We start from the raw sequence: 24,082 nt of genomic DNA, 5'->3' as shown, positions 1-24,082 counted from the left end.
TTATGCCTGTACCACTGCGTTGGCTTTGGTTTGATGGTGCGCCTGCTCGATCCGCGCGATCTCTTCGGGCTGCACGTAGTAGTCGATGTCCTCGTCGTAGGAACGCACGATGAAGCTGACCACGGCACCGACCAGACCGACGATGGCGAGCCACCAGATGTGCCAGATCATGGCGAAGCCGAAGGCGATGACGAACGCCGACACGACCAGGCCGTTGCCGGTGTTCTTCGGCATGTGGATCGGCTCGTAGTGCTCGGGCGCCGGCATCAGCTCGACGCCGTTCTTCTTCGCCTCATAGAAGGCGTCGATCTTGTCCGCCGTCGGGATGACCGCGAAGTTGTAGAACGGCGGCGGCGAGGACGTTGCCCATTCCAGGGTACGGCCATCCCACGGATCGCCCGTGACGTCGACGTTGTCCTTGCGTTTGATGTAGCTGGTGACGAACTGCACCACGGTGAAGACGATACCGATGCCGATCAGCACCGCACCGACCACGGCCACCTGCACCCACGGCACCCAGGCCGGGTTGTCGAAGTGGTTCAGGCGACGGGTCATGCCCATGAAACCGAGCACGTACAGCGGCATGAAGGCGAAGTAGAAACCAATCAGCCAGCACCAGAAGGAGTAACGGCCGAAGCGATCGAGCAGCTTGAAGCCGAAGGCTTTCGGGAACCAGTAGATGATGCCGGCCAGGTAGCCGAACACCGCGCCACCGATGATCACGTTGTGGAAGTGGGCGATCAGGAACAGGCTGTTGTGCAGCACGAAGTCCGCCGCCGGCACCGCCATCAGAACGCCGGTCATGCCGCCGATGGAGAAGGTCACCAGGAAGCCCAGGGTCATCCAGGTCATGGCGTTGAGTTGCAGACGGCCACGGAAGATGGTGAACAGCCAGGTGAAGATCTTCACCCCGGTGGGGATGGCGATGATCGAGGTCATGATGCCGAAGAAGGCGTTGACGCTGGCACCGGAACCCATGGTGAAGAAGTGGTGCAGCCACACCACGAACGACAGCACGCCGATCGCCGCAGTCGCCCAGACCATCGAGGCATAGCCGAACAGGGTCTTGCGCGAGAAGGTCGCCACCACTTCGGAGAACACGCCGAACGCCGGCAGGATGAGGATGTACACCTCCGGGTGACCCCAGATCCAGAACAGGTTGGCGTACATCATCGGGTTGCCGCCCAGTTCATTGGTGAAGAAGTGGAAATCCAGGTAGCGGTCGAGCGACAGCATCGCCAGGGTCGCGGTCAGCGGAGGGAAGGCGCCGCAGATCAGGATGCAGGTGATCAGGATGGTCCAGGTGAAGATCGGCATCTTCATCAAGCTCATGCCCGGAGCACGCATCTTGAGGATGGTGGCGATGAAGTTGACCCCGGTCAGGGTCGTCCCCAGTCCCGATAGCTGCATGCTCCAGATGTAGTAGTCCATGCCCACGCCGGGACTGTACTGGATGCCTGACAACGGTGGATAAGCCACCCAGCCGGTCTTGGCGAACTCGCCCAGGCCCAGCGACAGGTTGATCAGCAGCGCGCCACCGACGAACAGCCAGAAGCTCAGCGAGTTCAGGTAGGGGAAGGCCACGTCACGTGCGCCGATCTGCAGCGGCACGACGATGTTCATCAGGCCGGTGACCAGTGGCATGGCCACGAAGATCAGCATGATGATGCCGTGAGCGGTGAAGATCTGGTCGTAGTGCTCGGGCGGCAGGTAGCCCTGCCCGTCACCGTGGGCCATGGCCAGGTGGGTACGCATCATGATCGCGTCGGCAAAGCCACGCACCAGCATGACCAGCGCAACGAGGATGTACATCACGCCGATTTTCTTGTGGTCCACCGAGGTGAGCCACTCGCTCCACAGGTAGCCCCACTTCTTGAAGTAGGTCACCGCGGCGAACACTGCCAGACCACCCAGCGCGACGATGGCGAGGGTGATCATGATGATCGGCTCGTGATACGGCACCGCATCCAGAGTCAGTTTTCCAAACATATTCACTCCTGCACCTCCGCTGCTTCGCGCATGGCCGTGCTGTGGGAATCCTTCAGGGTCACGTACTGGCCGATCACCTTGTTGAACAGGTTCGGCTCGACCTGGCCGAAGTAGCGGATCGGGTAGATCGGGTAGCGGTGGTTGACCATCTCGCCGGGCTCGCCCACCTGCTTGAACGCCGCGAAGTCCATGACCTCGGGCGACTGCCTGACCTTGTCGACCCACTGCGCGAAGCCTTCATCGCTGACCGAGTGGGTGGTGAAGCGCATGGCCGAGAAGCCCTCGCCACTGAAGTTGCCGGACTGGCCGAAGAACTCGCCCTGTTCGTTGGCGATCAGGTTGAGCTGCGTGCGCTGGCCGCCCATGGCATAGATCATCCCGCCGAGCTGCGGGATCGACAGCGCGTTCATCACCGTGTCGGAGGTGATGTGGAAGGTCACCGGAGTCTTCTCCGGGATCACCAGCTCGTTGACCACGGCAACGCCCTGATCCGGGTAGATGAACAGCCACTTCCAGTCGAGCGAGACCACCTCGATGTTGAGTGCCGGCTTGTCCGATTCGATCGGGCGGTAGGGGTCGAGCGAGTGCGAGGTTTTCCAGATGATGACCGCCAGTACCGCGACGATGATCAGTGGAACACCCCAGACGACCAGTTCGATCTTGTGCGAATGTGCCCAGTCGGGCATGTAGGTGGCCTTCTCGTTCGACTCGCGATAACGCCAGCCAAACAGGAAGGTCATGATGATCACGGGTACGACCACGATCAGCATGAGTCCGATGGAGATCAGGATCAGGTTGCCCTGCTCGACACCGATCTGCCCTTTCGAGTTGAACAGTGCCCAGTCACATCCACCGAGCGCTGAGCAGGCGATCGCCATCAGCAACCAGCGCACACAACGATGGTATTTCTCTTCTTTCATGTCACGACCTTCAACTGAGTGATGTCCCACATTCGGCTTCAGTCGCCGTGCGGCCCATCGAGCAAAAGGCCGGCAGCGGAAACTCTGAGCTTGAGCATCCGTGCAAGCGAAACGGTAAAACCGTGGGACGGGCGATCTTGAGGGCTGGGGCGCGCCCGCACAATTCATTAGCAACCTACTCATGAGCAAACTGACAGCCTCTTGCCGACATGTTTCGCAACAAATACGCAATGTTTTGAAACACCTTGCTGCGAGAACGCAGCAAAGACGCGCAGGGGTGCGACAAATGATCACACCCGCGTTTTAGAGCTGTTTGTCAGCAAATTGACAGGAATCATTGACATGCAAGATGCCGGCAGCTGACGGCGCCACAGCGCTTGACATCGAGGAAATTTCGGGATTCTCGAATGCGCACGCGAAGCGCGTCAGCCCTGCAGAAAGCCGGGCCTGGAACGGCGCTCGCATCGAGGGACGGGGACGACTGGCGGCGTAGCCCGGAAGCAATCCGGGGCCACCACGGTCGGCAAAAAGCATCGCGGCTGAAGCCGCTCCCACGGGACCGCTGACCACCTGCACCCGCCGCCTCAGGCGCGAACTACCATGGGAGCATGCCCCAGCCGCCGCCAAGCACCTGTAGGAGCGGCTTCAGCCGCGATCGCGCTACCTGCCCAGCCCACATGCAAAGCAGGACGACCCCTGCCCGCCCCGGATTGCATCCGGGCTACGCAATGGCAGCCGGCAGGGGCGCTTCTGTGAGGATGTCTCAGCCACCCAGCACTGGGTGAACACGCAGCCGAACGCCCCAGCCGCCGCCACACACCTGTAGGAGCGGCTTCAGCCGCGATAGCCCTATCTGCCGAACCCGCATGCAAAGCATGTACGGACCCCATGCCCGCCCCGGATTGCATCCGGGCTACGCAATGGCAGTTGGCAGGAGGGACTCCTGTGGGAGGCGCTTCTGTGGGAGGGGCTTCAGCCGCGACCAGCCTCACGGCCGGAGCGAAACGCCGCCCAAGCCTCAGGATGCCCACTCACAAGCCACCGCCCTACTCCCGCCCCCCGCAGCCTGCCATCGCCACTACTTCCAGGCGCAGTAGCAGCCCACGGCCAGACCGCTGGCCAGCGACACATGGCGCCCCTGGGTCAGCGCATCAAGCACCGGCTCGACGAAACTGTTGCTGGAGTTGCACACCAGCCCCTCGCTGTAGGGGCCGGCATAGGCCAGGTTGCCATCGCGGTCCCAGATCGCCAGGGCCGGGCTGGCCGGCAGCGACTCCATGCCCTCGATGCCGGGCAAGGGTTTCATCCGCCCACGCAGGAAGGGCGCGATCTCACCCTTGCTGCCGGGTTTCTGCACGCTGTAGAACTCGACATCGGCATTGCGGTGCAGACCGATCAGGTAGCGCAGGTGCGCATCGGTCTCCGCGTTGCAGGGGCAGTCAGGGTCCCAGAAGTGCACCACGCGAATCGGCCCCGGGCCTGCCAGCGAGGCGGGAAGCTTCAGGCCGTCCTGGCTGAAGATCACCGTCTGCTCCGCATAGGGACGCAGGTAGGCGGCGCCGCTGAGCCACCAGATCAGCACCACGAGCCCCAGCGCCAACACGCAGAATCCCACCACGAAGTGCTTGAAGCTCAGGCGTTGCAGCAGACTCATGGCTGATGGCCGAACTTGCGCTGGAACTGCTTTTCCATTTCCTGGCAGCTTTCCACGGTGAAGCTGCGCTCCGTGGCATCGGCGCTCTTCCAGCAGGCTTCGATCGCCTCGCGCTCGGCGGCTTCGATCTCGCCATCCTGCGGACGCGTCATGATGTAGATGAGACCGACGAACACCAGCACGACGAACAGCAGACCCGCCAGGAACAGGCCGAGGCAGCCACGGCGCCCCAGCCCGACGTTTTCATCATTCACGCTCATGCTTCTCTCTTTGCCAATTCACAGTGGATGCATCCTGTCCGTTCGGCGATGCGGACATCGCCGAACGGCACCGACCTTCAACCCTCGACCAGCATCCACTGCTTGTTCAGGCGCTTGTCCGAAACCGCCATCTTCGTCCCCAACTGCTGGGCGAACAGCGACACGCGATACTCCTCCAGCATCCAGCGGTACAGCACCAGCTGCGGGTCGCGCTTGCCCTCCTGGAGGTGCTTGGCGGTGCGCGCCTGGTACTGCTCCCAGTAGCCGCTCAGCTCAGCGGTCCACACACGGTCGCGCTGCACCTGCGCGCCAACCTTGTCCAGGCGCTGCTCGATGGCCTTGAGGTAACGCGGTACTTCCTTGAGCCACTCGCCCGGCGTCTCACGCACGAAGCCGGCGTAGACCAGGTTGCCCAGTTGCTGCTTGATATCGTTGAGCGCCATGGCCTGGGCCAGATCGATCTTGCCCTTGAAGCGCTTGAGCAGACCGTGGTGCAGCTTGAGGATCTCCAGCGCCAGGCGGGCGATGCGTTCGGCATGCGCCGTCCAGTCGCCACGCTTGCGCTCGGCCAGTTGCGCCAGGGCCGCACCGTCACGCGGCAACGTCACTTCGCCGTCGAGGATGCAGGCATCCAGGCTGGCCAGCAGAATGTCCTCGACCAGCGCCTCGACGCGGCCGATATCCCGATACAACAGGCCCAGCTCGGTCAGCCCCGGCAGCTTGCCGCGCAGGAACTTGGCCTGCTCGCTCAGCTGCTGCAGCAACAGACGCTGCAGGGCACGGCGGTGCTGATAATCGGCCTCGGCCTGAGTCGGGAAGCGCCCTTCCTTGACCACCCCGGCCTCTTCCACCAGCGCCGGATAAACCGTCATGGAAAGCCCGGCGATCTTTTGCTGTGCCTTCTCGGCGACTTCGGCGAAGGCCTTGGCCTCGACCGTCTTCGGCGCCTTGTCCTGCTGCGGGATGGCCAGCGCGGCCTGGCTGGCCTCGGCGAAACGCGCGGTCAGCTCGGCCAGGTCACGGCCCTCGCCGAGGAACTTGCCACGCGCATCGACCACCTCGATGTTCATCTTCAGGTGGCTCTCCAGACTGTCGGCCGCTTCCGCCCAGGCCTCGTCGGAGACCCGCGCGCCGGTCATGCGCAGCAGCTCGGCGCCCAGCGCGTGCGGCAGCGAACCCTGGCCGAAGTGCAGCTTGTCCAGCGCCGCACCGACGAAATCCGGCACCGGTACGAAGTTCTTGCGCAGCGCCTTGGGCAGGCCACGCACCAGCGCCACGCACTTGGCCTCCAGCAGGCCTGGCACCAGCCAACCCAGGCGCTCGGGCTGCAATTGCGGCAGCAGCGGCGCCGGCACGCGCAGGGTCACGCCGTCACGCGGGTGATTGGGCTCGAAGTGATAGGACAGCGGCAGTTGCAGCTCGCCGATGTGCAAGGTGTCCGGGTACTGCGCGGCGGTCACCTCCCTGGCATCGCGGGCCAGGGCGTCCTCCTCGCGCATGATCAGGAGCTGCGCATCGCTGGCGCTGCCCTTCTTGTACCAGCTCTCGAAACTGGCGGCCTGGTAGATATCCTGCGGGATGCGCGCCTCGTAGTAGCCGAACAGGGTCTCCTCGTCGGCGAGGATGTCGCGGCGGCGCGACTTCGCCTCCAGCTCGTCGAGGCGTTCGAGCAACTGGCGGTTGGCGGTCAGGCAGCGCACGCGGCTGTTGATCTCGCCACGCACCAGGCCCTCGCGAATGAACATCTCGCGTGCCACCGGCGGATCGATGGGGCCGTAGTGCACGGGCCGGCGACCGACGATGATCAGCCCGTAAAGGGTGACCTGCTCGTAGGCCACCACCTGGCCGCGCTTCTTCTCCCAGTGCGGTTCCAGGTGGTTCTTCTTCACCAGATGCGCCGCCAGCGGCTCGATCCAGTCCGGCTCGATCTTCGCCACCATGCGCGCGAACAGCTTGGTGGTTTCCACCAGTTCGGCCGCCATCACCCAGGTGGGCTTCTTGCGCCCGATCACGCTGGACGGATGGATCCAGAAACGCCGCTGACGCGCACCGAGGTAGTCGCCCTCTTCGGTCTTCTGGCCGATCTGACTGAGCAGACCGGCGAGAATCGCCTTGTGCACGGCGGCGTAGTTCTTCGCCCGCACAGCCGCCTCGCTGGCCTCGGCCTGCTGGCGGGCGATGGCGTTGACGCGGGTGTCCCTGGTCGGCGTCGGGCTTTGAGTCTTTTCGTAGGGTGGATGGCCGGAGCCATCCACCTGGGTGGACGCGCTATCCGCCTTGCGTGCGCCTTTGCCGCTCAACTGCAGATCACGGGCGATCAGCACCAGTTGCCGGTGCGCATCGCGCCATTCGCGCAGGCGCATGTAATTGAGGAAGTTCTTCTTGCACCAAGTGCGTAGCGGGTTGCTGCCCAGTTCCTGGCGTTTTTCCTCGAAGCCGCGCCACAGGTTGATCAGCGCGGCGAAGTCGGAATCCACGTCCTTCCATTGCGCGTGCGCCTGATCGGCCGCCTGCTGGCGATCCATCGGCCGCTCACGCGGGTCCTGCACCGACAGCGCGGCGGCGACGATGAGAATTTCCTCCAGGCTGCCCTGCCTGGCGCCTTCCAGCACCATGCGCCCCAGGCGTGGGTCGATGGGCAGGCGCGCCAGTTGCCGGCCGATGGGGGTCAGCTGGCTTTCGCGGTTGACCGCCGACAGCTCCTGCAGCAGGTTGAAGCCATCGCTGATGGCCTTGCCGTCTGGCGGCTCGATGAAGGGGAAGTCCTCGATGCTGCCCAGGCGCAGGTGCAGCATCTGCAGGATCACCGCCGCCAGGTTGGTACGCAGGATCTCCGGGTCGGTGAACTCGGGACGGCCGAGGAAATCCTCCTCGCTGTACAGGCGGATGCAGATGCCCGGTTCGACCCGGCCGCAGCGGCCCTTGCGCTGGTTGGCGCTGGCCTGCGACACCGCCTCGATGGGCAGGCGCTGGACCTTGGCGCGGTAGCTGTAGCGGCTGATGCGCGCCGTACCGGAGTCGATCACATAACGGATGCCCGGCACCGTCAGCGAGGTTTCCGCGACGTTGGTGGCCAGCACCACCTTGCGCCCCGGCATGGGCGCGAAGATCTTCTGCTGCTCGGCCGGCGTCAGCCGCGCATACAAAGGCAGCACCTCGGTAAAACGCAGATTGGCCTTGCGCAGCACCTCGGCGGCCTCGCGAATCTCACGCTCGCCGGGCAGGAATACCAGCACGTCGCCCGGGCGCTTGCCGACGCTCTGTTCGTGTGCGGCGATCTCGTCCAGCGCGGCGAGGATGCCCTGGTCGACGGTGAGGTCATCGAGCAGGCTCTCGCCCTCCTCGTCCACCTCGGCCGCCAGCGGCCGGTACCAGGTTTCCACCGGGTAGGTGCGACCGGACACCTCGATGATCGGGGCGTCATCGAAGTGCTTGGAAAAGCGCTCCAGATCGATGGTCGCCGAGGTGATGATCAGCTTGAGATCCGGGCGACGCGGCAGCAGGGTCTTCAGGTAGCCGAGCAGGAAGTCGATGTTGAGGCTGCGTTCGTGCGCCTCGTCGACGATGAGGGTGTCGTACTTTTCCAGAAAGCGGTCGTGCTGGGTCTCGGCGAGCAGGATGCCGTCGGTCATCAGCTTGATCAGCGTGCCGTCCTTGCTCTGATCCTCGAAGCGCACCTGATAGCCCACCAGCTCGCCCAGCGGCGTGCCGATTTCTTCCGCCACGCGAGTAGCGACACTACGCGCCGCCAGACGACGCGGCTGGGTATGACCGATCAGCCCATGCACGCCCCGGCCGAGCTCAAGGCAGATCTTCGGCAACTGGGTGGTCTTGCCCGAACCGGTCTCGCCGGCGATCACCACCACCTGGCTCTTTTCCAGCGCGGCCTTGATCTCGTCGCGCTTGGCCGCAATCGGCAGCGCATCGTCGTAACGCATCGCCGGGATGCTGCTGCGCCGCGCTGCGACCTTGTCGCTGGACGCCTGAAAACGCTCCAGCCACTGCGCCAGCTTGGCCTCGTCGGGCTGCTTCTGCAGCTCATGCAACTGCCGGCGCAAGCGATGACGCTCGGCGATCATGACGTGGTCGAGATTGTTCTGCAGGGTGGCGATGTCAGTCATCTGGATCGGGGCAATCAGGGCAAAGGCGGGATTGTCGCAGATTCCGCCCCACGACGTGCAGGTCAGGCCACAAGGCGGCACGTGCCACGTGGCAGCTGCCGCCGCCATTGGTGCCGAAGCGTCGTGCTGACGACGCGGCCTGCAGTCAGGCCCCGCCGCTGGCCTGCGGCAGATGCCCGAGCGGCAATGCGGTCTGATCCTTGACCGTCGCGATGGCGAAGTTGCTGCGAATGTCGCTGACGCCTGGCAACTTCAGCAGGGATTCCAGCAGGAAGCGCTCATAGGCCCTGAGGTCCTGGACGACCACCTGCAGCAGGAAGTCCGACTCCCCCGACACCAGATGGCAGGACACCACCTCGTGCAACGCGCTGACGGCCTGGCGAAAGGCCGTGGACGTCTCGTCCTGGTGGCGCTCGACCTTGACGCCGACAAATACGGTCAGCCCCAAGCCGATGCCGTCGCGGTCCAGATCGGCGTGATACCCCCGGATGATGCCGGCTTCCTCGAGCAGGCGTACCCGTCGGAGACAGGGCGACGGCGACAATCCCACTTCCTCGGCGAGCTGCACGTTGGTCAGCCTGCCGTCGCGCTGCAGGGCCGCCAGTATTCGTCTGTCCAGATTATCCAGTTTCATAATTGGCATACTCTTAATTCTATACGCACATCACTGGCATGATATGCCAATTATCAAGACGCAAGAGGCCAAATTAGCAACTCCACGAAATCACCCTGACTGTATGCTTTTTTGCCTGGGTCATCGCAGGGTTGAGTGTGAATATGACGAACCTCGAGTTGTTCATCGGTGCATTGGTCGTGGTGTACGTGGTTCCCGGTCCGGACATGGTGCTGGTGTTGCAGACGTCCAGCATGCAAGGCCGCTGGCACGCCGTGGCGACGGCTCTCGGCCTCGCCCTGGCGCGGGCAGCGCATGTCTTGCTGGCGGCGATCGGCCTGGCCGTACTGTTGAAAACCGTCTCCTGGGCATTCGACGTGGTCAGGCTGGCAGGTGCGCTGTACCTGATCTGGCTGGCCGTGAAGATCGCTCGTGCCCCATCGCTGATCGCTGAGGCCTGCGCGCCGTTGCCTGCATCTTCCACCAGGGCCTATGGCGCTTCCGCCTGCCGCGGGCTGCTGACCAACATCAGCAACCCCAAGGCGCTGCTGTTCTGCTCGGTGCTTCTGCCACAGTTCGTCGATGCCAGTGCCGATGTGGCCGGCCAGTTCCTCGTGCTGGGTAGCGTGCTGGTGCTGACCGGCCTGCTTTTCGATCTGCTGTACGCCATGCTGGGCGCGGCGCTCGGGCATTGGATGCGCCGCTATCCACTGCTGCAGGTGGTGCAGCGCTGGACCTTCACCACCTTGCTGATGGGGTTCGGCCTGCGCCTGGCCATGGCGACGCGGCCCTGATGAACGCCTGGCCTTCAGATCGGCAAACGGTGGATGAAAACAGCGTCATCCACCCTACGGCGCCCTCGGGTAGGGTGGACAACGCGAAGCTTGTCCACCGCTCCTGCGCAACGAAAAAGGGGGCAGACCGGTTCAGTCTGCCCCCTTTTCTATCGCCGCCCTTGTTAGGCCACCGCAGCCGCTCCCGCCCTGGAACGCCAGGCAAACCCCAGCACCATCAGCAGCCCCAGCCCCGCCATTGCCGCGCCGGCCAGGGAGATTGCCGGATAGCCCAGCCCGACCTTGATCACCGCGCCGCCCAGCGCCGCGCCGATCGCGTTGCCCAGGTTGAAGGCACCGATATTCACCGCCGAGGCCAGGTTGGGCGCGTCCTTGGCTGCCTCCATCACGCGCATCTGCAGCGGCGGCACGATGGCGAAGCTGGCGATGCCCCAGATCAGGATGGCCACGGCAGCCGGCAGCGGCCAGCGCATCAGCACGGTGAACGCCAGCAGCACCAGGATCAGTGCACTCAGCGAGACGATCAGGGTGCGGTCGACCGAACGGTCCGCCGCCTTGCCACCCCACATGTTGCCCAGCGTCAGGCCCACGCCGTACAGCACCAGCATGGCTGTGATGAAAGCGGTCGAGGCATGGGTTTCGCTGCTGAGGATCGGTGCGATATAGGTGAATACGGTGAACATGGCACTCGACCCGACCACCGTCAGCGCCAGCGCGGCCAACACCGGGCCTCGGCCCAGCACGCGGATTTCGGCCAGCACGCCATCGCTCTTCGGCAGCGGCACGTTGGGCAGGGCGAACCACAGCGCCAGCATCGCCAGGACGCCAAGGCCGGTAATGCCCCAGAACGCGGTGCGCCAGCCGAACACTTCGCCAAACCAGGCGGCCAGCGGCACGCCGCCGATGGTCGCCAGGGTCAGGCCCATGAACATCGCCGCCACCGCGCCGGCGCGCTTGTCCGGCGCCACCACGCTGGCGGCGACGATGGAGCCGACGCCGAAGAAGGCGCCATGATTCAGCGAGGTCACCACCCGGGCAGTCAGCAGGGTGTAGTAGTCGGTGGCCAGGGCCGACATCAGGTTGCCCAGGGTGAAGATGGTCATCAGGCCGATCAGCAGGTAGCGCCGGGGAATCCTGCCGGTGGTCAGGGTCATCAGCGGCGCACCGAGCAGCACGCCCAGCGCATAGGCGCTGACCAGCAGCCCGGCGGCAGGAATGGAAACGCCGAGATCGGCGGCGATACCCGGCAACATGCCCATGGGCGAGAACTCGGTGACGCCGATGCCGAAGGCACCGATGGCGAGTGCAACAAGGGGTGGATTGATACGCATGCAAAGGCTCCTCATCTATGCCGCGAATGCTAGGATCCAAACCTTGAACGCGGTAGATGGCATTTCTGGCAAACACCTTTGCCTATGGAGCACAAATGGATTTCAACGGCAGGTCAGGCGAAATGCTCGTGTTCGTCACCGTCGCGGAGCAAGGCAGCCTGTCGGCCGCCGCTCGCGCACTGGGGCTGACACCTTCGGCCGTCAGCCGGATCATCGCGCGCACCGAACAACGGCTCGGCACCCGCCTGCTGCTGCGCACCACCCGCGCGCTCACCTTCACCGCCGAGGGTGAAGCCTACCTGCGCGGCGCGCGGCGCATCCTCGCCGACCTGGCGGAAGTCGAAGAGGCCATTGCCGATCAGGGCGTACCACGGGGCCGCCTGCGTGTGAGTGCAGCCCTCGGCCATGGCCGGATGACCATCGTGCCGCTGGTGGCGGCCTTCATTGCCCGCTATCCGAACATCACCGTCGACCTGTCCCTGGGCGACGAGGTGGTCGACATTCTCGGCGGCCAGGCCGACGTGGCGGTGCGTTTCGGCCACCTGCCCGACAGCCCGCTGACTGCCCGCCGCATCGGTGAAACCGGCCAGGTGGTGGTGGCCTCCCCCGCTTACCTGGAACGCCATGGCACGCCGCAGCAACCGGAAGACCTGCTGCAGCACAACTGCCTGCGCTTCAACTTCCGCCGCGCCGAGCCCAACTGGCCCTTCATCCGCGAAGGCCAGGGGTTTTCCCTGAAGGTCTGCGGCAACATCGCATGCAGCAGCGGCGAGGCGCTGGCGCAACTCGCCCGCGAGGGTGCGGGCATCACGCGCATCGGCGAGTTCAGCGTGACCGAGGACCTGCAACGCGGCGATCTCGTGCCGCTGCTGCAGGCCTTCAACCCCGGCGACCGGGAGCCGATTCACGCAGTGTTCGTCGGCGGCACCGCCATGCCGGCGCGGGTGCGGGTATTCGTGGATTTCCTGGTTGAACAGCACAGCATGTGAACGGCCGAGGCACAGGCTGGCACCCAAGCAGAGCATGGGAACCAGCCCGTAGACAGCGCCTGACGAAGGTTAAGCGCAGCTCTCGGCCGACAGCTCAGTCAAGCGTTGATGCTTCCTCGTGATCGCTAACGCAACGGCACATAGATATCCGTTTGCCACTGGTCCTTGGGCGTCTCGGGGTACACGCTCAGGTATTCAAAGAACAGCGGCTGGTCGCGCAGTTCCTCGCCGCTGTTCGGCAGCCAATCGCGGTAGATCGGATAGATCGTCTCACCGATATGATCCGGGGAGCCCGCATGCCGCACCACGGCATAACGCCCACCCGGTATTGTCAGCTCACGAATGTTGAATTCGTTCACGGCCACGGTCTCTCGAATCTCGCCGCAAATGGCGAAGCGAAATTCGTGCGCGGGCGTGGTATCCGGGTTGCCGTATGGGATGCCGAAGGAGCGGTTCGATTCCACCGGCGATTGCCCGCTTTGCATGCGCCACTGGATGAAGGTATCGACGCTCCGGTCGACCAGTTCGGGAGGGCCGCAATGCTCCAGAGCGGCGACTCGCACAGGGGAGATATTCACGATTTGTACTTGCATGGCAACAGTCCTTGAAAAATGAGGGATGACGAAGACCGTATTCCACACATGCCAACTGGGTGCCTTTCTGAACGCGCGGGGCGACATGCCAAACGCTCGCCTGAACGCCCGGCTGAACGCTTCAGGGCTTTCAAAACCCGCCTGGAGGGCAGCGTTCAAGACCGAAAGCTCTGCTCGGGCCAGCAAACCATGGGCAGCGCGCCGCAGTCGCATCAGTTGCACATAACGTGAAACCGGTACGCCAACGAACGCGCCGAACTGTCGATGGAAGTGAAACGGCGAAAAGCTGGCCACCTGACTCAGCGCGCTGACCGAGAGATCGCCATCGAGGTGGGCATCGATATAGGCGAGCACGGCATCAAAACGCTGTGTGTAAGCAGAGGACGGTGATCGAGCAGACACGGTGCATAGATTCCTGAAATACGGTGAGCGCCAGCGTAGGCAATGGCGCCCCTCCCGCGCCTAGCCGCACTTGCTCAGTTGGCTCGTTGCCCTCTCCCCAAGGCGGCGCAGAAGCGCAGCCGCACCACCTAGCCCTGCGCCTCCTCCTCGCGCGCCTTGACCCCCGCCAGCAACTTGCCATGCAACGCATGCAACGTTCGCTGCTCGTCGGCGGTCAACCCTGCAAGCACGCGCTGCAGGTTGGCCACGTGCGCCGTGATGATGCCGTCGATCAGCTCGAAGCCCGCCGCCGTCAGCGCCACCAGGACACCGCGACGGTCGCTGGGATGCTTGCGCCGCTCGATCAGGCCGGCCTTCTCCAGGCGATCGATGCGGCTGGTCATGCCCCCCGAGGAAATCATCGCGCTCTCGTACAGCGCAGTCGGCATCAACGCATAGGGTTCACCCGAACGGCGCAGGGTAGCGAGCAGGTCGAACTCACCGGCCTGCAGGCCATGCTCGGCGAAGAACGGCAGCAGGTGATCGCGGCTGATCAGCAGGCTCAACTCCCCCAGGCGGCCAATGACGGCCATGGAGAAAGCATCGAGATCGGGTCGTTGCTGCTGCCACTGCTCGGCAGCCAGTTGTGCGCGGTCTTGCATGTCGCCCTCGATTTATCTTGCCATCAAGATACTTTTCAAAAAGAATGTCGCCATCGTAACGTATTCACGCCAAGGAGGCATCCCCATGCCAGGTTCACGCTCCAGATCATTTCTGGCCCTGTCACTGCTGTTCACCATCGGCGCGCTGATGGGACTGACCACCAATCTGGTGAAGATCGCCGGCACGCAGGGCTGGCCACCTCTCGCCTACCTGCTGTGGAGCCTGCTCGGCAGCGGCCTGCTGCTGCTTGCGCTGAGCTGGCTGCGCGGTGAGCGGCCCGGCCTGGGCGCCACCTCGCTGCGCTACTACCTGGCCTCCGGGCTGCTCAGCATCACCCTGCCCAATGGCCTGATGTTCAGTTCGATCCCGCACGTCGGCGCCGGCTTTGCGGCCATGTGCCTGGCCTTTCCGCCCCTGGTCACCTACCTGCTGGCCCTGGCCCTGCGCATGGAGGGCCCCAGCCGGATTCGCCTGCTGGGCATCTGCGTCGGCCTGCTCGGCAGCGTGCTGCTGGCGCTGGGCAAGCTGCACAGCGGCGACAGCCCCTACCTGTGGGTGCTGGCGGCGCTCTGCGTGCCGGTGTTCCTCGCCCTGGGCAACATCTACCGTTCCCGCTACTGGCCACAAGGCGCCAGCCCGCTGTCTCTGGCGCCCGGCATGCTGCTCGGCGGCGCCTTGCTGCTGGCCCCCCTGAGCGGGCTGGGGTTCGATCTGCAACCCCGTCTGCACGCTGCCAGCGCGATCGCTCTGCTGGCCGTACAGACGGCCCTGTTCGCCATGGTCTACGCGCTGTTCTTCATGCTGCAGAAGCTCGCCGGCGCGGTGTTCCTCAGCCAGATAGGCTCGGTGGCGGCGATCATCGGCGCGGCCATGGCCATCGGCCTGTTCGGTGAGAACGGCAGCCTGTCGATGCTGCTGGCCGCCGTGTGCATCGTCGGCGGCGTGCTGCTGGTCGCCTCGCGCGGCACCAAGGAGGCCCAAGCATGAAACGCCAGGCTCTGTTACTGCTCGCCATCGTCCTGCTCGGCCTCAACCTGCGGCCGGCGCTGGCCGCCATCGGCCCGCTGCTCGACCGCATCCAGCTCGACACCGGACTGGATCACGTCGCCGCCAGCCTGCTGACCAGCGTGCCCGTGGTCATCATGGGGCTCGGGGCGCTGGCCTGCGGCCCTCTGCGCAGGCGCCTTGGCGACAACGGCGGGATTCTGCTCGGTGTGCTGCTGATCGCCCTCGCCTCGCTGCTGCGTGGTCTGTTGCCCGCAGCCTCTACGCTGCTCGTCAGTGCGGTGCTGGCCGGCGCGGGCATCGCCTTCGTCCAGGCCCTGCTACCCGGTCTGATCAAGTCGCGCTTCGCCGCCGACAGTGGCCGCCTGATCGGCTTCTACAGCTGCGCGATCATGGCCGGTGCTGCGTTCGGTGCGGCCTTCACCCCCTGGCTGGCCCAGTCGCTGGGCTGGGCCTGGGCCCTGGCAGGCTGGACGCTGCCCGCCCTGCTGGCGGCAGCGGTGTGGCGTCGCGCCGCGCCCTCCGCTGGCGCAAGCGCCGTCGCCAGCGCCCCGCCGCTGGTGACCTGGCGCTGGCCCCGGGCCTGGCTGCTGATGAGCTTCTTCGGCATCGGCACCGCCGGCTACACCCTGGTGCTGGCCTGGCTGCCGCCCTACTACACCGCCCTGGGCTGGAGCGCCCAGGCCAGTGGCCTGCTGCTGGCCGCGCTGACCCTGTGCGAGGTCGTCGCCGGTCTGCTGCTATCCAGCCTGCTGCCGCGCTTTCCTGACCGCCGGCCGTTGCTGGCGGCGGTACTGCTGTCGCTGCTGGCCGGCCTGATCGGCCTGCAGCTGGCGCCGGAAACCCTGGTGGTGCCCGTCGCCCTGCTCCTGGGTGTCGGTATCGGCGGTCTGTTCCCGCTGTCGCTGGTGGTGGCCCAGGATCACCTGGACGATCCGCGGCAAACAGGGGATCTGCTGGCTTTCGTCCAGGGCGGCGGCTATCTGATCGCGGCATGCGCACCGCTGCTGGCGGGTCTGCTACGGCACTACAGCACGGACCTGAGCCTGAGCTGGCAGCTGATGGCGCTGGCCACCCTGGTGCTGATGGTCATGGCCATGCGCTTCAACCCGCCCCGGCAACAGCGTCCGCTGGACGCGCTGACGGACTGAGGCGCCCGCTACTCAGACTCGGAACTGGCCGACCAGGCCCTGCAGGCGCCCGCCCAGGCCGTCGAGATCACGAGCGGCCTGCGCGCCCTGCTCCGCATCGCTGGCGACCTCGTCCACCGCGACGGCAATCTGGTGCACGCTGCGGTTGATCTCCTCGGCCACGGCGGTCTGCTCCTCGGCGGCACTGGCGATCTGCGCGTTCATCGAGTTGATGGTGCCGATCAACACCGCGATGCTGTCCAGCGCCTCGCCGGCGTGGCTGGCCTGCTCGCGGGTGCTCTCTCCCATCTGACTGGCGCGCTGCATCGCCGCCACGGCCTCGCCCGTGGCATTCTGCAGACGGTCGATCATGCCCTGGATCTCGCCAGTGCTCTGCTGGGTACGGCTGGCCAGGGCGCGGACCTCATCGGCCACCACGGCGAAGCCTCGCCCCGCCTCGCCGGCTCGCGCAGCCTCGATGGCCGCATTGAGCGCCAGCAGGTTGGTCTGGTCGGCGATCGCACGAATCACCTCCAGCACGCTGACGATGCCCTGTACGTCGCGACGCAGGCTGTCCAGCGACTCGCTGCTGCTGCGCACCTCGCCGACCAGGTCGTGGATGTGGGCGATGCTGCCATCCACCACGCGCTTGGCATCCTGGCCCTGCTGGTCGGTCTCGCGCGCCGCCTCGGCGGCACGCTGGGCACTCTGCGCCACCTCGTGGGCCGCAGCGGACATCTCGTTGATGGCGGTGGCGACCTGATCGGTCTCCTGACGCTGCCCGGCCATCGCCTGTTCGGAGCGCTGCGCCTGACTGGACACGCCACCGACCAGACCGAAGAGCTGATCGGTGGTCACCGATACCTGCTGCACCAGCGCATGAATCTTGGCGACGAAGGCGTTGAACGAACTCGCCAGCTCGCCCAGCTCATCCTGGCTGGTGACTGGCAGGCGCTGGGTCAGGTCGCCCTCCCCGGCCGCCATGTCATCGAGCTTGCTCTTGATCAGCTGCACCGGCTTGGTGATCGACGCCGCCAGCGGCAGGGACAGCAGGGCCAGCACCAGCAGCAGGCCGATCGCGGAGCCGGCCATGACCATCAGCAGGCGGTCGACGCTGTGCTGGAACTGCCCCCGCGCCGCCTGGACATCCCGCTCGACCCCGTCGAGATTGACCGAGGTGCCGAAGACCATCTTCCACTTGGGCAGGTAGTGCGAGTAACCGACCTTGGCCACCAGCACCTTGCCGTCGCCCAGCACGAAGCTGTAGTCGACGTAGTGGCTGCTATCCATACCGGCTCGCACCAGCTCGCGAATGGCATAGACGCCATTGGGGTCGCGGTAGCCGCTGAAGTCCTCGCCGATGCGGTCGTTGGTATTGCCCTGCAGCACGCGATGGACGTTGCTGTCGTAGCCCCAGAAATAGCCATCCGCCCCGTAGGACAGGCGCTTGAGTACCTCGACGGCCTGGGCGCGCGCGTTCATGTCGCCATCGGCGGAGGCCTGGTACAGCGGATCGATCGCGTTGACCGCCAGTTCCACGTACTGCTTGATCTCCGCCTTGCGGTCCGCCACCAGCTTGGCTCGGGTCTGCGCCTCCTGCTGGTCGGCCAGATTGCCGAGGACGACGAACGCGATGGAACTGAGCAGCAGGGTCAACAGGCAGATAGGACCAAACGCCAGCAGCAGCACTTTGGAACGCAGACGCAGAGAGAAGATCATGGGCAGTACACCTTTACCGGCGCTTTGATGTTATAGAGCCGGCATATTGCCAATATGACGGCGTCAAAAAAACAGAGAAAAGCAAAAACTGGTATGACCAGCCTCGTCTCATAATGGAATGACTATCCCGTATCTGGTCACGGAGTGCCTGATCAGGATCAATGGTCATGCCGGCAGCAGCGCATCTCGCTGGTGCCTGCGATCCTCTCGGGGCGGCCTGCACCGCCGCGTGCACGGCCGGCAGGATTGCCTGCCAGGAATGACGGGCAATAAAAAACCCGCCGTAGCGGGTTTTTCGTTCAACGCGGTCGCGTCACTTCTTGCCCAGTTTCTTCAGCTCTTCGTCACGCAGCTCGCGGCGCAGGATCTTGCCGACGTTGGTGGTGGGCAGCACGTCGCGGAACTCCACGGCCTTGGGCACCTTGTAGCCGGTCAGGTTGGCGCGCATGTGCTCCATCACCTGTTCCTTGGTCAGGCTCTCGCCCGGCTTGACCACCACGAACACCTTGATCGCCTCGCCGGACTTCTCGTCCGGCACGCCGATGGCCGCGCACTGCAGCACGCCCGGCAGGGTCGCCAGGACGTCTTCCAACTCGTTCGGATAGACGTTGAAGCCGGACACCAGAATCATGTCCTTCTTGCGGTCGACGATACGCAGGTAGCCGTCTTCCTGGATCAGGCCGATGTCACCGGTCTTCAGCCAGCCGTCGGCACCGAGGATCTCGTCGGTCGCTTCCTGGCGCTGCCAGTAGCCCTTCATCACCTGCGGCCCTTTCACGCACAGCTCACCGATCTCGCCGATGGCCAGGTCCTGGCCTTCGTCGTTGATGGTCTTGCACAGGGTCGAAGGCAGCGGAATGCCGATGGTGCCCAGCTGGATGGCGCTGAACGGGTTGACCGTGGCCACCGGGCTGGTTTCGGTCATGCCGAAACCTTCGCAGATGGCGCAGCCGGTGACTTCCTTCCAGCGCTCGGCCGTGGCCAGTTGCAGGGCCATGCCGCCGGAGAAGGTCGCCTTCAGGCTGGAGAAGTCCAGCTTGCGGAAGTCTTCGTTGTTGCACAGGGCAACGAACAGGGTGTTGAGGCCGACGAACCCGGTGAAGCGGTACTTGGCCAGGTCCTTGACCACCGACGGCAGGTCGCGCGGGTTGGTCAGCAGGACATTGTGGCCACCGATCAGCATCATCGCCATGCAATGGAAGGTAAAGGCGTAGATGTGGTACAGCGGCAGCGGCGCGATCAGCACCTCGCACCCCTCATCGAGGTTGGCGCCCATCAGCTCCTTGACCTGCAGCATGTTGGCGACCAGGTTGCGGTGCGTGAGCATCGCGCCCTTGGCCACACCAGTGGTACCGCCGGTGTACTGCAGCACGGCGATATCGCCGTTGCTCGGCTTGGCTTCGTTGAAGCTCTGGCCACGGCCCTTGGCCAGGGCGTCATTGAGCTTGATGGCGTGCGGCAGGTTGTAGGCCGGCACCATTTTCTTCACGTGCTTGATCACGAAGTTGACCAGCAGACGCTTGAACGTCGGCAGCATGTCGCCCACTTCGGTGACCAGGACGGTCTTCACCCCGGTCTTCGGCACCACCTGTTCGGCCAGGTGCGCCATGTTGGCCAGGCAGATCAGCGCCTTGGCGCCGGAGTCGTTGAACTGATGTTCCATTTCCCGCGCGGTGTACAGCGGGTTGGTGTTGACCACCACCAGGCCGGCACGCATGGCGCCGAAAACCACGACGGGGTACTGCAGCACGTTGGGCAGCTGCACGGCGATGCGATCGCCCGGCTTGAGGTCGGTGTGCTGCTGCAGATAGGCCGCGAAATCACCGGAGAGCTGGTAGATCTCGCCGTAGGTGAGCGTCTTGCCCAGGTTGCTGAAAGCAGGCTTGTCGGCGAAGCGTTGGCAGGACTCTTTCAATACCGCGAGGATGTTCGGGTACTGGTCGGGATTGATTTCGGCAGCGACCCCAACGGGATACTTGTCCTTCCAGAAGTTTTCGGTCATGGAAGCCCACTCCTAAGCAACAGCTGATCTTCACCGCGCGCAGGCGGTTGTTTGTTGTGTGTTTAGCTCGCTTTCCCGCTGGCCAGGGGCCCGGAAGCGCGCCGAGAGTAGCAGCTTTACCGGAGGCTCACCAGCACCAAGCATGGCCTGCGGAGTCAGAAAAATGACCAGAAAACACCATCCAGTCACAACCCAACTTTCGCTCTGAGAATTGAACAAAGGCCTCTAGCTCGGCTTTTGCAGCGCGCAGAGCCTAACCTGAACAGGCATCAGGCACAGTGCTGGGCTCGACGAAACGAGGCATGCCACCCTGCTGGTGGTTACCAAATCACAACAAATGCTCCGCCGTGCTGGCGGACAGAGGCGGGAAAACCTCTCCCCCGACCCAGGGGAGAGGTTTCGGCTCAGGCGATGTCGCGCAGCTCGCGACGCAGGATCTTGCCCACCGGCGTCATCGGCAGGGCGTCCTTGAACACGATGTGCTTGGGCACCTTGTAGCCGGTGAAGTTTTCCTTGCAGTAGGCCTTGAGCTCTTCCACGGTCACCCCGCCATCGCGCGGCACCACGAACAGCTTGACCACTTCCCCGGACTTCTCGTCCGGCACGCCGATAGCCGCACAGCTGGCGACCTTCGGGTGCGCCATGACCACGTCCTCGATCTCGTTGGGATACACGTTGAAGCCGGAGACGATGATCATGTCCTTCTTGCGGTCGACGATGCGCACGAAGCCATCCGGGTCGATCACGGCGATATCGCCAGTCTTGAACCAGCCGTCGGCATCCAGCACCTCGGCCGTGGCCTCCTCGCGCTGCCAGTAGCCCTTCATCACCTGCGGCCCCTGGATGCACAGCTCGCCACGATCGCCCAGGGGCTGCTCGTTGCCCTCGTCGTCGATCACCTTGAACGCGGTACCCGGCACCGGAATGCCGACAGTGCCCAGGCGCGCCTTGTCGCCATAGGGATTGGTACTGGCGACCGGTGAAGTCTCGGTCAGGCCGTAGCCCTCCACCACGGTGCAACCGGTCATCTGCTGCCAGCGCTCGGCGGTGGCCTTGACCAGTGCGGTACCGCCGGAGTTGGTGACCTTGAGGTGGGAGAAATCGAGGTTCTTGAACTCGGGATGATCCATCAGCGCGACGAACAGGGTATTCAGGCCCAGCAGGGCGGAGAACTTCCATTTGCCCAGTTCCTTGACGAAACCGGGGATGTCGCGCGGGTTGGTGATCAGCACGTTATGGTTGCCGTTGACCATCATGCACATGCAGTTCGCGGTGAAGGCATAGATGTGGTACAGCGGCAGCGGCGCGATCATGATCTCCTGGCCCTGCTTCATCAGCGGCGTGCCGTCCGGGCCGAGCTGCGACAGGCAGGCATCGACCTGCAGCATGTTCGCCACCAGGTTGCCGTGCGTGAGCATCGCGCCCTTGGCCACGCCGGTGGTGCCACCGGTGTACTGCAGCACGGCGACATCCTCGTGGCTGGCGGTGACCGGCGCCAGCGCCTGGCCATGCCCCTGCCTGAGCACCTGCTTGAAGGCGATGGCCTGCGGCAGGTGGTAGTCGGGCACCATCTTCTTGACCTTCTTCACCACGGTGTTGACCAGCCAGCCCTTGAGGCTCGGCAGCAGGTCACCCATCCGCGCTTCGATCAGGTACTCGATCTCGGTGTCCGGCAGCACTTCCTGCACCAGCTTGCCGAACATGTTCAGGTACACCAGCGCACGCACGCCGGCGTCCTTGAACTGGTGGCGCATCTCGCGCGCGGTGTACAGCGGGTTGGTGTTGACCACGATGAGGCCGGCGCGCATGGCACCGAACACGGCGATCGGGTACTGCAGCACGTTGGGCATCTGCACGGCGATGCGGTCGCCCGGCTTGAGGTCGGTGTGCTTCTGCAGGTAGGCGGCGAAGGCAGCGGAGAGACGGTCCAGCTCGGCGTAGGTCAGCGTGACACCGAGGTTGCTGAAGGCAGGGCGGTCAGCGAAACGCTTGCAGGAGCGCTCGAAGACTTCGATCACCGACTTGTAGCTGGACAGGTCGATATCGTTGGGCACGCCAGGGGCGCGTTTGTCGTTCCAGAAATCAGGTTGCATTGTTCTTGTCCTCTTCCCCTGAAGTGATCTGACTGGCCGGAAAGTAGCAGCTTAGAGCTGAACCGCAAATAGCTCGAAGGCGTCATTGATGGGCTGAATTTCGCAATAAATGTAGCGATTCGTAACCGATCTTTGGCATTCGCGAATAAACCGCGACGCTTTGCCTGATGACGAGCAAGGTGCACAATGCCGCCAACCTTCGGCACAAGGATTCGCCATGCGCCACGACGCCTTCACCCTCAACGCCAGCGACGGCCTGCCGCTGCACGTCAACCACTGGTACGGCGATGAGCCACCCCGTGCGATGGTCATGCTTACCCATGGCATGGCCGAGCACAGCCTGCGCTACGAACGGCTGGCCGAAGCCCTGGTGGCGGCGGGCTTCGCCCTCTACGCCCTGGACCAGCGCGGCCATGGCCGCACGGCCGAACGCGGCACCCTGGGGCATTACGCCGACGAGGACGGCTGGAGCAAGGTCGTCGGCGACCTCTCCACCCTCAATCACCACATTCGCCAGCAGCATCCGCACACGCCGATCTTCCTCTTCGGCCACAGCATGGGTAGCTACATCGGCATCGCCTACCTCATGGGCCACAGCTGCAGCCTGCAGGGCGCCGTGCTTTCCGGCTCCAACTACCAGCCCGTGGCGCTGTACAAGGCGGCACGCCTGATCGCCGGCTTCGAACGCTGGCGCCTGGGCGCGAAAGGCCGCAGCAAGGTCATCGACTTTCTCTCTTTCGGCTCGTTCAACAAGGCGTTCAAGCCCAACCGCACCGCCTTCGACTGGCTCAGCCGTGACCCGGCGGAAGTGGACAAATACGTGACCGATCCGCTGTGCGGGTTCGTCTGCACCACGCAGTTGTGGTGCGACCTGCTCGACGGCCTGCAGCACATCACGCCCCCCGCCAACCTGGCGCAGATCGATGCCGACCTGCCGCTGCTGGTCATCGGCGGCTCGCGTGATCCGGTCAGCGACGGCAAGCGCCTGGGTGACCTGGCTGGCGCCCTGCGTGAGGCCGGCGTGCGCGACGTGCAACTGAAACTTTACCCCGAGGCCCGCCACGAGCTGCTCAACGAGAGCAACCGCGACGAGGTCACCGCCCATCTGATCGACTGGCTGCAACAGGCATTGAGCCACGGTCGCAAGCCCACTCAGGAGTGTTCATGACCCAGGTAACCAACATCCCCTACGAGGCGCTCGAAATCGGCCAACAGGCCAGCTTCGAAAAGCAGGTGGAAGAACGTGACGTGCAGCTGTTCGCCGCCGTGTCCGGCGACAACAATCCGGTACACCTGGACGCCGCCTTCGCCGCCGAGACGATGTTCAAGGAGCGCATCGCCCATGGCATGTTCACCGGCGCGCTGATCAGCGCCGCCATCGCCTGCAACCTGCCAGGCCCGGGCACCATCTACCTCGGCCAGCAGCTGAAGTTCACCCGTCCGGTGAAACTCGGCGACACCCTGACCGTGAAACTGGAAGTGCTGGAGAAGCTGCCGAAGAACCGCGTGCGCATCGCCACCCGCGTGTTCAACCAGGACGGCAAGCAAGTGGTCGACGGCGAAGCCGAAGTGCTCGCCCCGGGCGCCGAGCAGACCGTCACCATGCCGCCGATGCCGCAGGTGACCGTCGCCTGATCCGCTGCACACTGGTGCGCGGCAGCAGCGCCGCGCACCACTTTTGTTCTACACTCACAAGCCTTGAGCGATCTGGCACTCCAGAAGTGCAATTCCTTGTGCACATTGCACAAACCCCTTTGACTAGCTCGCCAAGCGGCCATGCCCGCTGACTCTGGCACGTCCCCTGCTATCGCCAAGGCCTACCCCC

At 64.4% G+C, this 24,082-nt stretch carries 17 protein-coding genes and 2 pseudogenes; 6 read left to right on the top strand and 13 right to left on the bottom strand.

Annotation, left to right across the window (positions count from 1 at the left end; genetic code table 11):
- The 6 genes from cyoB to FIV02_RS07660 form a co-directional block, all read right to left on the bottom strand.
- On the bottom strand, positions 1-1,989 hold the full coding sequence (cyoB, locus tag FIV02_RS07685; protein WP_037048823.1) for a cytochrome o ubiquinol oxidase subunit I: 1,989 nt from the start codon (positions 1,987-1,989) through the stop codon (positions 1-3).
- A 2-nt stretch (positions 1,990-1,991) separates the two neighbouring features.
- Entirely contained in the window at positions 1,992-2,909 is a 918-nt protein-coding gene (gene cyoA, locus FIV02_RS07680) for a ubiquinol oxidase subunit II (protein WP_037048826.1), read from the bottom strand.
- Between the two features lie 1,078 nt (positions 2,910-3,987).
- Entirely contained in the window at positions 3,988-4,563 is a 576-nt protein-coding gene (locus tag FIV02_RS07675; RefSeq protein WP_037048830.1) for a DUF6436 domain-containing protein, read from the bottom strand.
- On the bottom strand, positions 4,560-4,823 hold the full coding sequence (locus FIV02_RS07670) for a hypothetical protein (RefSeq protein WP_047586290.1): 264 nt from the start codon (positions 4,821-4,823) through the stop codon (positions 4,560-4,562). The genes FIV02_RS07675 and FIV02_RS07670 overlap by 4 nt, the downstream gene beginning before the upstream one ends.
- Before the next feature lie 77 nt (positions 4,824-4,900).
- Positions 4,901-8,944, bottom strand: coding sequence for an ATP-dependent RNA helicase HrpA (hrpA, locus tag FIV02_RS07665; protein ID WP_152488276.1), 4,044 nt, complete (start codon positions 8,942-8,944; stop codon positions 4,901-4,903).
- A gap of 145 nt (positions 8,945-9,089) precedes the next feature.
- On the bottom strand, positions 9,090-9,578 hold the full coding sequence (locus tag FIV02_RS07660) for an Lrp/AsnC family transcriptional regulator (protein ID WP_172979135.1): 489 nt from the start codon (positions 9,576-9,578) through the stop codon (positions 9,090-9,092).
- A 143-nt stretch (positions 9,579-9,721) separates the two neighbouring features.
- Between FIV02_RS07660 and FIV02_RS07655 the strand changes: the two genes are divergently transcribed.
- Positions 9,722-10,351, top strand: coding sequence for a LysE family translocator (locus FIV02_RS07655; protein WP_152488274.1), 630 nt, complete (start codon positions 9,722-9,724; stop codon positions 10,349-10,351).
- Positions 10,352-10,515: 164 nt separating this feature from the next.
- Here FIV02_RS07655 and FIV02_RS07650 read toward each other — a convergent pair whose 3' ends face one another.
- On the bottom strand, positions 10,516-11,682 hold the full coding sequence (locus FIV02_RS07650; protein ID WP_152488273.1) for an MFS transporter: 1,167 nt from the start codon (positions 11,680-11,682) through the stop codon (positions 10,516-10,518).
- 95 nt (positions 11,683-11,777) lie between these two features.
- On the opposite strand from FIV02_RS07650, the gene FIV02_RS07645 reads away from it, so the two are divergent.
- Positions 11,778-12,671, top strand: a complete 894-nt coding sequence (locus tag FIV02_RS07645) for a LysR family transcriptional regulator (RefSeq protein WP_047586302.1) — start codon at positions 11,778-11,780, stop codon at positions 12,669-12,671.
- 125 nt (positions 12,672-12,796) lie between these two features.
- Here the strand turns inward: FIV02_RS07645 and FIV02_RS07640 are convergent, their stop codons facing one another.
- Together FIV02_RS07640 and FIV02_RS07635 are read right to left on the bottom strand one after the other, a co-directional pair.
- The gene (locus FIV02_RS07640; protein ID WP_152488272.1) at positions 12,797-13,666 is read right to left on the bottom strand and encodes a GyrI-like domain-containing protein; all 870 of its coding nucleotides are present in this window, start codon (positions 13,664-13,666) and stop codon (positions 12,797-12,799) included.
- 128 nt (positions 13,667-13,794) lie between these two features.
- On the bottom strand, positions 13,795-14,307 hold the full coding sequence (locus tag FIV02_RS07635) for a MarR family winged helix-turn-helix transcriptional regulator (protein WP_150608780.1): 513 nt from the start codon (positions 14,305-14,307) through the stop codon (positions 13,795-13,797).
- Positions 14,308-14,392: 85 nt separating this feature from the next.
- Here FIV02_RS07635 and FIV02_RS07630 point away from each other — a divergent pair, with 85 nt between their 5' ends.
- Together FIV02_RS07630 and FIV02_RS07625 are read left to right on the top strand one after the other, a co-directional pair.
- Complete coding sequence (locus FIV02_RS07630) at positions 14,393-15,295, top strand: DMT family transporter (RefSeq protein WP_152488271.1); 903 nt, start codon at positions 14,393-14,395, stop codon at positions 15,293-15,295.
- Complete coding sequence (locus FIV02_RS07625; RefSeq protein WP_152488270.1) at positions 15,292-16,464, top strand: cyanate transporter; 1,173 nt, start codon at positions 15,292-15,294, stop codon at positions 16,462-16,464. Before FIV02_RS07630 ends, FIV02_RS07625 begins: the two co-directional genes overlap by 4 nt.
- A gap of 12 nt (positions 16,465-16,476) precedes the next feature.
- On the opposite strand, the pseudogene FIV02_RS25195 reads toward FIV02_RS07625, so the two are convergent.
- The 4 genes and pseudogenes from FIV02_RS25195 to fadD2 all read right to left on the bottom strand — a co-directional run.
- Positions 16,477-17,067: pseudogene (locus tag FIV02_RS25195) on the bottom strand (methyl-accepting chemotaxis protein); the annotation flags it as partial.
- Between the two features lie 315 nt (positions 17,068-17,382).
- Positions 17,383-18,162, bottom strand: a pseudogene (locus FIV02_RS25190) (cache domain-containing protein); the annotation flags it as partial.
- Positions 18,163-18,475: 313 nt separating this feature from the next.
- Positions 18,476-20,164, bottom strand: coding sequence for a long-chain-fatty-acid--CoA ligase FadD1 (fadD1, locus tag FIV02_RS07615; protein ID WP_152488268.1), 1,689 nt, complete (start codon positions 20,162-20,164; stop codon positions 18,476-18,478).
- Positions 20,165-20,568: 404 nt separating this feature from the next.
- Positions 20,569-22,257: a long-chain-fatty-acid--CoA ligase FadD2 gene (gene fadD2 / locus FIV02_RS07610; protein ID WP_037048861.1), complete on the bottom strand. Its 1,689-nt coding sequence runs from the start codon at positions 22,255-22,257 to the stop codon at positions 20,569-20,571.
- A gap of 217 nt (positions 22,258-22,474) precedes the next feature.
- Between fadD2 and FIV02_RS07605 the strand changes: the two genes are divergently transcribed.
- Both FIV02_RS07605 and FIV02_RS07600 read left to right on the top strand, forming a co-directional pair.
- Positions 22,475-23,425 carry an alpha/beta hydrolase gene (locus FIV02_RS07605; RefSeq protein WP_152488267.1) on the top strand — a complete coding sequence of 317 codons (951 nt, stop codon included), beginning with the start codon at positions 22,475-22,477 and terminating at the stop codon, positions 23,423-23,425.
- Positions 23,422-23,892, top strand: coding sequence for a MaoC family dehydratase (locus FIV02_RS07600; RefSeq protein WP_047587550.1), 471 nt, complete (start codon positions 23,422-23,424; stop codon positions 23,890-23,892). The genes FIV02_RS07605 and FIV02_RS07600 overlap by 4 nt, the downstream gene beginning before the upstream one ends.
- Positions 23,893-24,082 lie beyond the last annotated feature (190 nt).

This window comes from Pseudomonas sp. THAF187a (assembly GCF_009363395.1).
GTDB classification, from domain to species: Bacteria; Pseudomonadota; Gammaproteobacteria; order Pseudomonadales; family Pseudomonadaceae; genus Aquipseudomonas; species Aquipseudomonas khazarica.
The sequence above is the reverse complement of the archived record's forward strand: the minus strand, read 5'-3'. Positions and strand labels throughout refer to the sequence as shown.